The following is an 11,131-nucleotide window of genomic DNA, read 5'->3' as shown; positions in this document are numbered from 1 at the left end:
GCTGGTCGCTCGCTCTCACACCGCCGCCAGACGCACCGCCTCGTCGACGTCGACGGCGACCAGGCGCGAGACGCCGGGCTCGTGCATGGTGACGCCGAGCAGGTGGTCGGCGATCTCCATGGTCACCTTGTTGTGGCTGATGAAGATGAACTGCACCCGGTCGGACATCGAGCGCACCAGCTCGCAGAAGCGCCCGACGTTGGCGTCGTCGAGCGGGGCGTCGACCTCGTCGAGCATGCAGAAGGGTGCCGGGTTCAACTCGAAGATGGCGAACACCAGGGCCACCGCGGTGAGCGCCTTCTCGCCGCCGGAGAGCAGATGGATGCTGGAGTTGCGCTTGCCCGGCGGGCGCGCCATCACGCTCACCCCGGTCTCCAGCAGGTCGTCGTCGGTCAGCTCCAGATAGGCGTGACCGCCGCCGAACAGCCGCGGGAAGATGGCCTGGAAGCCGCTGTTGACCTGCTCGTAGGTCGCCTTGAAGCGGGTGCGGGTCTCGCGGTCGATCTTGCGGATCGCCTGCTCCAGGGTCTCGAGCGAGTCGGAGATGTCGGCATGCTGGGCGTCGAGATAGGTCTTGCGCTGCGACTGTTCCTTGAACTCGTCGATGGCGGCGAGGTTGATCGCGCCGAGTCGCTGGATGCGATTGCCGGTCTGGGTCAGGCGTTGCTGCCAGACCTCCTCGGTGGCCTCGGGGTCGAGACCCTCGAGCAGCGCCGGGGCGGTGGCGGCGGACTCGGCGAGCTGTTCCTCCAGGGTGCGCTGGCGTACCAACCGCTCCTGTCGCGCCAGGCGCAGCGCATCCAAGCCCTGATGGGCGCCGGCGAGCAGCTGTTCGAGACGCTGGCGTTCCTGTTCGAGCGCGCGCTGCTCGGCCTCGAGGGTCTCGACCCGGGCACGCGCCTCGCCCAGCCGGGCCTCGACCTCGAGGCGCAGTTCAAGCTGCTCCTCCAGCCGCTCGCGCTGCTCGGCGAGCGGCTCGACCCCGGATTCCAGGCTGTCGAGCAGGGTCTCGCGGCGCTCGGCGAGCTGGGCGCCGCGCTCCTCGGCGCGGTCCAGGCTGTGACGGGTGGCGGTCTGCGCGGTGCGGTTGGACTCGACCCGCACCCGCAGCGTCTGCGCCTGTTCGCGACAGCCACGCTCGCGCTCGCGCCCCTCGGCGACCACCGCGCGCAGCCGCTCGCGTTCGCCGTCGAGCGACTCGCGCCGCTCGGCCAGGGCGTCGACCTCGGCGAGCAGGTCGTGCAAGCGCTCGCGCCGGTCCTCCATCTCCAGCAGCGCCTCGGCGCGCTGCTCCTCGAGCTCGGTCCGCTCCTCGGCGAGCGCCTGCAGACGGGCACGCTGGTGCTCGTCACGGGTGCGCAGCCCGGCCAGCTCGGAGCGCAGCGTGGAGAGCTCGCGCTGGTACTCGGCGAGGGTGGCGGCGCTCGCAGCACGCGCCTGCTCGGCCTCGGCGCGCGCGGCGCGACGCTGCTCGTCGTCCTCGAGCAGCGCCTGCTCGCGCGCCGCCAGATCATCGAGCCGCTGCTCGAGACCGCGGATCGCCTCGGCGCGCGCCAGCACGCCGTCGTCGTCGCTCGGCGGCGCGCACCACCAGTCGCGACCGACGCGCAGCCCCTCGCGGGTCACCCAGTACGCGCCGGCGGCAAGCCCGGCGCGATCGGCGAGCGCCTGCTCCAGGTCCTCGGCGGCCCATGCCCCGGCGAGCAGCGCGGTCAGCGGGCCGCCGCCGCGCACCCGCGCCGCCAGGGCATGGGCCGGCGCGGGCTCGGGGGCGGCGGCGGTGTCGAACAACATCATCCCCGGCGGGATCGATTCGGGCCGCGCGAGCAGGCGCTGCGGCTGGGCGCAACCGAGCGCGCCGAGACGCTCGCCGAGCACGCACTCGATCGCCCGCTCCCAGCCCGGCTCGACCGTCAGCCCGTCGAGCAGACGGGGCGCGTCCTCCAGCCCGGCCTCAGCGAGCCACTGCGCGCGCGCGCCGTCGGCCTCGGCCAGCGCCGCCTCCTGCAGCGCCTGCAGGGAGGCGTGACGCCCCTTGGTCTGCTGCAGCTCGGTGCGGACCTGATCGAGTTCGGCGGCGAGCGCGCGCAGCGCCCGATCGTGCTCGGCGAGCGTCTCGGCGTGGGTGTGCTGGCGCTGCTCGAAGTCGTCGATCCGCGCCAGAGAGACCTCTTCCTGTTCCTCCAGCACCTCGATGCGCTCGTGGACGTCGGCCGAGCGCAGCCGCGAGACCTCCTCCTCGATCCGGCGCAGCCGCTCGCGATCGCGTTCGATTCGCTGCTCGATGGCATTGATCTGCGCGCGCTCGACCTGCGCCTGCTCGGCCGGCTGCGCCGCCTCGCGGTTGAAGCGGTCCCACTCCGCCTCCCACACCCGCAGTTGCTCCTCGGCGGTCATCACCGAGCCGGCAACCTCGGCGAGCGCTTGCTCGGCGCGGGCCAGCTCGGGCTCGTCGGCGGCGAGCGCCTGCTCCAGCTCGACCAGACGGGCGCGATCGCGTTCGAGATGACGCACCGCGTCGCCCTGTTCCTGGTCGAGCCGCGCCAGCTCGGACTCGGTGCGCGCGCGCGCCTGGCTGGCGAACTCGATCGCCTGCTCGGTGCGGGCGATCTCGGCGCCCACCGCGTAGAACTGCTCCTGGACCCTGTTGAAGACCTCGCCGGCCTCGGCGCGCGCCGCGCGCCGCTGCTCGAGCGCGGACTCGACCCGGCGCTGCTCGGCGAGATGGCCCTCGGCGCCGGTCTCGGCCTCGGCGATGCGCCGATCGTCGGTGGCGATCTCGGTGGCCAGCGCGCGCCAGCGCAACGCCTTGAGTTCGAGCCCGAGCTGGCGTTCCTCGGCCTTGAGCCGGGTGTACTTCTCGGCGGTGGCGGCCTGGCGCTCGAGGTGTTCGAGCTGCTTGCCGACCTCCTCGCGCAGGTCGTCGAGCCGCTCCAGGTTCTCGCGGGTGTGGCGCATCCGGTTCTCGGTCTCGCGGCGGCGCTCCTTGTACTTGGAGATGCCGGCGGCCTCCTCGAGGAACAGACGCAGGTCCTCGGGGCGGGCCTCGATGATCCGCGAGATCATCCCCTGCTCGATGATGGCGTAGGAGCGCGGCCCCAGGCCGGTGCCGAGGAAGAGGTCCTGGATGTCGCGCCGACGACAGCGCGCGCCGTTGAGGAAGTAGGTCGACTGGCCGTCGCGGGTGACCTGACGCTTGACCGAGATCTGCGCGAAGCGCGCGTACTCGCCGCCGGCGCGACCATCGCTGTTGTCGAACACCAGCTCGATGCTCGCCGTGCCCACCGGCTTGCGCCCGGTGCTGCCGTTGAAGATGACGTCGGCCATCGACTCGCCGCGCAGCATCTTCGCCGAGCTCTCGCCCATCACCCAGCGCACCGCGTCGATCACGTTGGACTTGCCACAGCCGTTGGGGCCGACCACCCCGACGAGGTTGCTGGGGAAGGCGACGCTGGTGGGGTCGACGAAGGACTTGAAGCCGGCGAGTTTGATCTTTTCGAGACGCATGCGAGAAACATACCGGAAGCCATGCAACGGGTACAGCGAAACGCGCCGAGCCCGCATGGCCAGCGGGCTGGCGCGTCATCGGGCGGACCGGTTCAGGGGGCGCGCAACAGCCGCGCGCAGGCCGCCGGCGGGGTCGGCTCGACGGCGCGCCCTCCGCCGCCCGGGCTACGCGCCTCGGCGCTGAACCACCAGTCGAGTTCGGCGCCACAGCCCGGCCCCGCCGGGATCGGCGACTGCGGCTCGCAGGCCGGGCTGTCCTCCGGGCAGGCCAGACGCACGTGCGTGTGGGCGTCGTGTCCCCACCACGGGCGTACCTTGCGCAGCCAGTCGCCGGCGCCACCGGTGGCGTCACAGAGCGCGCGCTTGATCGCCGGGTTGACGAACAGACGGTCGACCTCGGGTCGGCGCGCCGCCCACTCGATGAGAAAGCGCGCATCCTCGCCCCAGCGCCCGTTGACCCGATCGCCGCCGACCAGGCTCGGCGGGTCGCCCTCGTCGAGCAGCGCTCGCGCATCGGTCGGCGACGCCGCCAGGGTCAGCCACAGGTCGACGTCGAGCCCGTGCTGGTGGCTGCGATGACCGCCGGACATCCGCCCGCCGCGCGGCTGCGAGAGATCGCCGACCATCACCAGCCGCTCGTCGCGCGCCTGCTGCGCCCGGCCGAGCGCCTCGATCAGCGCGAGCAGACGCGGATGGCCGTAGTAGCGACCACGCCAACGGCGTACGTCGAGATAACCGACCCCGCTCGCGGGCAGTGCCACGGCACCGGCGAGACAGCCATTGGCCGGGGCGCCGATGACCTGCGCCGGACCGGCGCTCGGGCGCTCGACCCCGGGCCAGGGGTTGGCGACGGCGACGGCGCCCCAGCCCAGGGACAGCGACAACAGCAACAGGGGACGCAACGGGCGCGAGCACAAGGGCGACATCCGGACCTCCGGGCCAGTGACGGGACGATGCCCCGAGCTTAACTCAGGGCCGGAAGGGCCACACCAACGGCGTCAGCGCGACGGTCACCACGCCCACCAGCAGGGTCAGCGGCACCCCGGCGCGGACGAAGTCGCCGAAGCGGTAACCGCCGACGTTGAACACCATCAGGTTGGTCTGATAGCCGATCGGGGTGGCGAAGCTCGCCGAGGCGGCGATCATCAGCGTCAGCACGAAGGGCTCGAGCGCCACCCCCATGGTGCGCGCGGTCTCGACCGCGATCGGGAACACCAGCACCGCGGCGACGTTGTTGGTGGCCAGCGAGGTGAGCAGCGCGGTGGCGACGAACACCAGACCCAGCGCCGACCACGGCTGGCCGTCGGCGAGCCCGATCAGACCGCCGGCGAGCAGCGCCGCGGCGCCGGTCTTCTCCAGCGCCGCGCCGATGCCGAAGGAGGTGGCGATCACCACCAGCACCTGCCAGTCGGGCGCGCGCCGGGCGATGCGCCCGCTGGTGCAGCCGGTGAGGATCATGCTGCCGGCGGCCAGCAGCGCCGCCTCGAGCATGCTCAGCCAGCCGAACGCGACCACCGCCACCATCGCCAGCACGATGGCGATGGCCAGTGGGGCGCGACCGTGCTCGAGCGGGTGCGAGTCGCCGATCTGGCTCACCAGCAGGAAGTCGCGGACGTTGCGTTGGCGCTCGACGAAGTCCGGACGCGTTTCCAGCAGCAGGGTGTCGCCGGGGGCGAGGACGATGTCGCCGATCTTGCCGCGCACCCGTCGGCCGTTGCGCGAGAGCGCGATGATCACCGCGTCGTAGCGGTTGCGAAAGCGCCCGTCGCGCACGCTCAGTCCGATCAGCGGCGACTTGTCGGAGAGTACCGCCTCGACGAAGCAGCGCCCGGGGCGTGGCAGGTCGAGCTTGAACACCTGGTCGGTGGCGGGGATCAGCCCGCGGGTGCGCTGCAGCTCCATCATCGAGTCGATCACCCCGACGAACACCAGCCGATCGCCGGCCTGGAGCACCGCCTGCGGGGAGACGGCGGGCAACACCTGGGCGCCGCGCTCGATCTCGACCAGGAACAGCCCCGGGAGCTGACGCAGCCCGGCGGCCTCGATCGAGCGCCCGACCAGCGCACTGCCCGGCTCGACCAGCATCTCGGCGACGTACTCGCGCAGGTCGCCGTAGCCGGCCGCCGGGGGCTGGCGGCGCGGCAGCAGCCAGTCGCCGGCGAGCAGCAGGAAGCCGAGGGTGACCAGGGTCACCGGCAGACCGATCCACAGCGGCTCGAACAACCCCAGCCCGGCGCCGCCCTGGTGCTCGATATAGAGCCCGTTGACCACCAGATTGGTACTGGTGCCGATCAGGGTGCAGGTCCCACCGACGATCCCGGCATAGGACAGCGGGATCAGCAACCGCGACAGCTCCAGACGATGACGTCTGGCCCAGTCCTGCACCGCGGGGATGAAGATCGCCACCACCGGGGTGTTGTTGAGCAGCGCACTGAGCGCGGCCACCGGCGCCATCAGCCGCACCCGCGCCGCGCGCGGTCCGCGCGGGCGGCCGAGCAGGCGCGGGCCGAGCCAGCCGATGGCGCCGGTCTCGGCCAGCCCGCTGACCACCACGTAGAGCACCCCGACGGTGAGCATGCCGGGGTTGGCGAAACCGGCCAGGGCCTCCTCGGCGGTGAGCACCCCGCTGACCAGCAGCAGGGTCAGCGCGCCACTGGTGACGATGTCGGGGGCGACCCGGGTGAAGGCGAACAACACGAAGCAGCAGGCCACCATCGCCAGACTGAACCAGCCCTGCCAGTCGAGTTGCGTCAACGCCTCCATGCCCGCCTCGCGCTCAGTCGGCGCGCCCCCGCTGCAGCGCCTCATAGCGCGCCTTGAAGGCCGCCTCGCGCAGCCGCGCCGCCTCCGCCTCGGCGCCGCACAGCGGACCGTCGCGCCAGGCGCCGCTGGCGTGGTCGAACACCGAGAAGCGATAGCCGCGACCGACCTTGAACACCGCCGTGACCTCCTCGCCGGCGCGTGCCAGCGCCGCGAGCTTGTCGAGCCCGAGCGCCGGGGTGGCGGTCTCGACATCGACGACGGGCGCGGCATCAGGCGCGACGACGAGATTGAAACGATGGTCGTGGATCTCGCCATCGACGGCGAGCGCCACGGATTCGAGTTCGGGCAGGCGATCGAGCAGATAGCCGGCCATCAGCAGCCCGAGCCGGGTGTTGCCGTCCTCGATCGCGGTGAGCAGCTTGTCGGCGACGATCCGGCAGCGCTGCTCGCGATCCGGGTGCTCGACCCAGGTGCGTCCGAGCTGCCAGCCACGGTCCATGTCGCGATCGAGTTGGGCGAAGAACGCCGCCGCCTGTTCGAGCAGCGCCTCGGGCACCTCGAGTCGATGGGTCCGGTCATCGATGCTGACCTGCAGGATCATGTCGCCGCCTCCCTCGTGTCTCGACCAATCCGATCGCCCCGGGCGCGGGGCGACCATCACCGAGATCCCGACCAAGGAGATCCCATGTTGCAGATCATCCCCCAGCTACTCGGCCCGGCTCAACTCGACAAGGTCCACGCCACGCTGGCCGAACTGCCGGCGGTCGCGGGCACCCGCAGCGCCGGGCGCAGCGCGGCACGGGTCAAGCACAACCAGGAGCTGCAACCCGACCCCGAGCGGATGCAGCGACTCGCGCGCATCATCATGTCGGCGCTCGGCCATCACCCGGTGTTCCGCGCCGCCGCCCTGCCCGAGCGGGTCGCCGACCCGATCTTCGCCCGCTACCGCCCGGGGATGCACTACGGCGAGCACGTCGACGAGCCGATCATGGGCGGGGCCGGGGGACGGATGCGCAGCGACCTGGCGCTGACCCTGTGGCTCAGCCCGGCGGACGACTACGACGGCGGCGAACTGGTGATCCGTACCAGCTTCGGCGAGCAGCGGGTGCGGGGCGAGGCCGGCGACGCGGTGCTCTACCCCGCCTCCAGCCTCCACCAGGTCGCCCCGGTGACCCGGGGCGAGCGGCTGGTGGCGGTGACCTGGATCCAGAGCCTGGTGCGCGACCCGGCCCGCCGCGAGCTGCTCTACGAACTCGGCCAGGCCCGCGAGACCCTGCTCGAGCGCGCCCCCGACGACCCCGCCGCCCAGCGGGTCGACCGCAGCTATGTCAACCTGCTGCGGATGTGGGCCGAGCCGGGGTGAGGGGGATTCGAGCCATCAGCCATCAGCCGCCAGCCGCCAGCCGCCAGCCAAAGTAGCCGACCCTGCCTCACTGGCGGCTGATCGCTGATAGCTGGCGGCTGGTAGCTGGTAGCTGGCGGCTGGTAGCTGGCGGCTGGTAGCTGGTAGCTGGTAGCTGGCGGCTGTTAGCTGGCGGCCGAAAGCCGCCGATAGGGGTGCGCAGACACGCCATGCTACACTCAGCGTTGTCTCCTCAACCCTCCACCTTCGGCAAGGACATGACCAGGCAGAAGACCTACCTCGTGATCTCGGCGCTCGGCGAAGACCACCCCGGTATCGTCGATCAGATCTCCCGGACCGTGCTCGAGCACGGCTGCAATATCGAGGACAGCCGGATGAGCGTCCTGGGTGGCGAGTTCGCCGCCATGCTGCTGGTCGAAGGAAAATGGAACACCCTCGCCAAGATCGAGAACGCGCTGCCCGAGCTCGAGCGCCAGCTCGGCATGACCATCGTCTCCAAGCGCACCGGCCAGCGTAACGCCGGGGCCAACCTGCTGCCCTACGCGGTCGACGTGGTGTCGATGGATCATCCGGGGATCGTCAACAACCTCGCCGCCTTCTTCGCCGAGCGCCGGATCAACATCGAGGACATGGCCACCAGCACCTATGCCGCGGCCCATACCGGCACCCCGATGTTCTCGGTGCATATCGCCGTGGGCATCCCCGCCGACATCCATATCGCCGGACTGCGCGACGAGTTCATGGACTACTGCGACGGACTCAACCTCGACGCGGTGCTCGAGCCGCTCAAGAGCTGAGTCGACGGCGATGCCCGCTTCCAATCCGGCGACGGCGACCGCACATCCGCGGATGAGCCATCGCTACAGGGAGCAAGACGCATGAGCATTGCCATCGGTGACCCGGTCCCCGACCTCGAGCTGACCGCCACCGGCGACCAGCGGATCCGGCTGACCGACTATCGTGGCCGCAACCTGGTGCTCTACTTCTACCCCAGGGCGAGTACCCCGGGCTGCACCCAGGAGGGGCTGGACTTCGCCGCCGCCCACGCCGACTTCGGCGCCGCCGACACCCTCATCCTCGGCGTCTCGCGCGACGGTCTGCGCGCGCAGCAGAACTTCAAGACCAAGCAATCCTTCCCCTTCGAGCTGATCGCCGACACCGACGAGCAGCTCTGCCGCGCCTTCGACGTGATCAAGCTCAAGACGCTCTATGGTCGCGAGAGCCTCGGTATCGAACGCAGCACCTTCCTCATCGACGCCACCGGCACCCTGGTGCGGGAGTGGCGCAAGGTGAAGGTCAAGGGGCACGTCGACGAGGTGCTTGAAGCGGCCAGGGGCCTGGCCCAGTAGCAGGCGGAGAGGGCGCGCCATCGCATCATGTCCCGCCACGCCCGCCGCAGGCCCCTCGCCTCCCCCCATCCTCACCCCGCCGGACGGACCTCCAGGGTACCGCCGGGTACGACCCCGAGCGGTCACGCCCGGCCCTCGAGGCCCGCCACGCGGGCGTCCGCAACGGCGCGACCGACGCAGCCCTGCGCGCCAGGCCACGCCCCAACCGCTCCCTGCAGACCGTCATGATCAAACGCGAAAACGACACCACCTGTCTGTTCGTCCTCGACACCAACGTGCTGATGCACGATCCGAGCGCACTGTTCCGCTTCCAGGAGCACGACCTCTTCCTGCCGATGGTGGTGCTCGAGGAACTCGACCGCGGCAAGAAGGGCATGTCCGAGGTCGCGCGCAACGTGCGCCAGGTCAGCCGCTTCCTCGACCAGCTGATGGCCGGGGCGGACAAGACCGAGATCGACGCCGGACTGGCGCTCGGCCCGCTCGCCGGCAACGGCGGCGGGCTCGAGGCGGCCAGTGGCCGGCTCTACTTCCAGACCACGGCCTTCGAACTCGACCTGCCCGAGGCGCTCCCCGGCACCGTCGCCGACAACCAGATCCTCGGCATCGCCCAGGTGCTCAGCCGCGAGCGCCCGGACCGCCAGGTGATCGTGGTCTCCAAGGACATCAATCTGCGTATCAAGGCGGCGGTCCTCGGCATCGTCGCCGAGGACTACAGCAACGACCGCGTGCTCGACGACGCCGAGCTGCTCTACAGCGGTCACGACGAGCTGCCCGCCGACTTCTGGGAGCGACACCAGAAGGCGGTCGACGCCTGGCAGGAGGATGGCCACACCTTCTACCGCGTCTCCGGACCCGACATCGCCGACTGGTACCCGGCGCAGTGTCTCTCGCTCGATCGGGACGACGGCTTCGAGGCGATCGTGCGCGACAAACCCGCCGAGACCGAGGCGGTGATCGAGCTGGTCGAGGACCATCGGGTGACGCGCCACAACGTCTGGGGCATCACCGCACGCAACCGCGAGCAGAACTTCGCGCTCAACATGCTGATGGACCCCGAGCTCGACTTCGTCACCCTGCTCGGCACCGCCGGCACCGGCAAGACGCTGCTGGCGCTCGCCGCGGGGCTGGCGCAGGTGCTCGACCAGAACCGCTATCGCGAGATCATCATGACCCGGGTGACGGTCCCGGTGGGCGAGGACATCGGCTTCCTGCCCGGCACCGAGGAGGAGAAGATGACGCCCTGGATGGGCGCGCTGATGGACAACCTGGAGGTGCTCACCCGCCCCGAGGGCGGCGGCGACTGGGGGCGCGAGGCAACCAACGACCTGCTGCGCAACCGCATCCGCATCAGCTCGCTGAACTTCATGCGCGGGCGCACCTTCCTCGACAAGTACATCATCCTCGACGAGGCGCAGAACCTCACCGCCAAGCAGATGAAGACCCTGATCACCCGTGCCGGTCCCGGCACCAAGGTGGTCTGTCTCGGCAACATCGGTCAGATCGACACCCCCTACTTGACCGAGACCACCTCGGGCCTGACCTATGTGGTGGACCGCTTCAAGCACTGGGAGCACGGCGGGCACATCACCCTGATGCGCGGCGAGCGCTCGCGTCTGGCCGACTTCGCCTCGCAGACACTGTGACCCCTGCCGGCGGACCCCAGGGTCCGCCCCTCCCGGTGCACAACCGACACCCCGCACCGGGAGGAGCCAACCATGCACGCCCGCGCCACCCTCGCGCTGCTGTCCGCGCTCATCGCCCCCGCCGCACTCGCCGAGCAACCCCCGCTCGACGTCGTTTATCACGTCTCCGAGACCGCCAAGGTCGCCTTCGTGCTCAACAACATCCAGAACCACATCGACGGCGCCGGCGGGCCCGAGCGGCTCAACGTGGTGCTGGTCGCCCACGGCCCGGCGATCCGCGCGCTCGACCAGATCGAGACCACCGATCGCATCCGCGACGCCACCGAGAGGCTGCGCGCGCAGGGCGTCGCCCTGGAGATCTGCGGCAACACCCTCAAGGGCTACGGCTATGCGCTGGAGGACCTGGTGCCCGGCTTCAGCATCGTCGAACAGGGCGGGGTGACCCGGATCGCCGAGCTGCAGTCGCGCGGCTATGTCTATCTGCGACCCTGAACGACGACGGCCCC

The 11,131-nt window shown here is 70.8% G+C and carries 9 protein-coding genes; 5 read left to right on the top strand and 4 right to left on the bottom strand.

The genetic code is table 11. The features are described 5' to 3' along the window. Nucleotides 1–15: 15 nt before the first annotated feature. From smc to ACAM26_RS05875, 4 genes are all read right to left on the bottom strand, one after another. Complete coding sequence (gene smc, locus ACAM26_RS05890) at nt 16–3,507, bottom strand: chromosome segregation protein SMC (protein ID WP_369613268.1); 3,492 nt, start codon at nt 3,505–3,507, stop codon at nt 16–18. A 92-nt stretch (nt 3,508–3,599) separates the two neighbouring features. After that, nucleotides 3,600–4,433, bottom strand: a complete 834-nt coding sequence (gene mepA / locus ACAM26_RS05885) for a penicillin-insensitive murein endopeptidase (RefSeq protein WP_123142837.1) — start codon at nt 4,431–4,433, stop codon at nt 3,600–3,602. 43 nt (nt 4,434–4,476) lie between these two features. Then, nucleotides 4,477–6,270, bottom strand: a complete 1,794-nt coding sequence (locus ACAM26_RS05880; RefSeq protein ID WP_123142836.1) for an SLC13 family permease — start codon at nt 6,268–6,270, stop codon at nt 4,477–4,479. A 13-nt stretch (nt 6,271–6,283) separates the two neighbouring features. Next, entirely contained in the window at nt 6,284–6,871 is a 588-nt protein-coding gene (locus ACAM26_RS05875) for a hypothetical protein (RefSeq protein ID WP_123142835.1), read from the bottom strand. A gap of 84 nt (nt 6,872–6,955) precedes the next feature. On the opposite strand from ACAM26_RS05875, the gene ACAM26_RS05870 reads away from it, so the two are divergent. The 5 genes from ACAM26_RS05870 to ACAM26_RS05850 all read left to right on the top strand — a co-directional run bounded on the left by ACAM26_RS05870 (nt 6,956) and on the right by ACAM26_RS05850 (nt 11,117). After that, on the top strand, nt 6,956–7,633 hold the full coding sequence (locus tag ACAM26_RS05870) for a Fe2+-dependent dioxygenase (RefSeq protein WP_123139381.1): 678 nt from the start codon (nt 6,956–6,958) through the stop codon (nt 7,631–7,633). A gap of 257 nt (nt 7,634–7,890) precedes the next feature. Next, nucleotides 7,891–8,430: a glycine cleavage system protein R gene (locus ACAM26_RS05865; protein ID WP_005222440.1), complete on the top strand. Its 540-nt coding sequence runs from the start codon at nt 7,891–7,893 to the stop codon at nt 8,428–8,430. Nucleotides 8,431–8,511: 81 nt separating this feature from the next. Continuing rightward, on the top strand, nt 8,512–8,982 hold the full coding sequence (locus ACAM26_RS05860) for a peroxiredoxin (RefSeq protein ID WP_123139382.1): 471 nt from the start codon (nt 8,512–8,514) through the stop codon (nt 8,980–8,982). 224 nt (nt 8,983–9,206) lie between these two features. Next, nucleotides 9,207–10,625 carry a PhoH family protein gene (locus ACAM26_RS05855; RefSeq protein WP_123142832.1) on the top strand — a complete coding sequence of 473 codons (1,419 nt, stop codon included), beginning with the start codon at nt 9,207–9,209 and terminating at the stop codon, nt 10,623–10,625. 72 nt (nt 10,626–10,697) lie between these two features. Next, the gene (locus ACAM26_RS05850) at nt 10,698–11,117 is read left to right on the top strand and encodes a DsrE family protein (RefSeq protein WP_123139384.1); all 420 of its coding nucleotides are present in this window, start codon (nt 10,698–10,700) and stop codon (nt 11,115–11,117) included. The last annotated feature ends 14 nt before the right edge of the window (nt 11,118–11,131 follow it).

Source organism: Marichromatium sp. PS1 (genome assembly GCF_041155115.1).
GTDB classification, from domain to species: domain Bacteria; phylum Pseudomonadota; class Gammaproteobacteria; order Chromatiales; family Chromatiaceae; genus Marichromatium; species Marichromatium gracile.
Note: the sequence above shows the minus strand (reverse complement) of the source record. Positions and strands in the feature narration are given on the sequence as shown.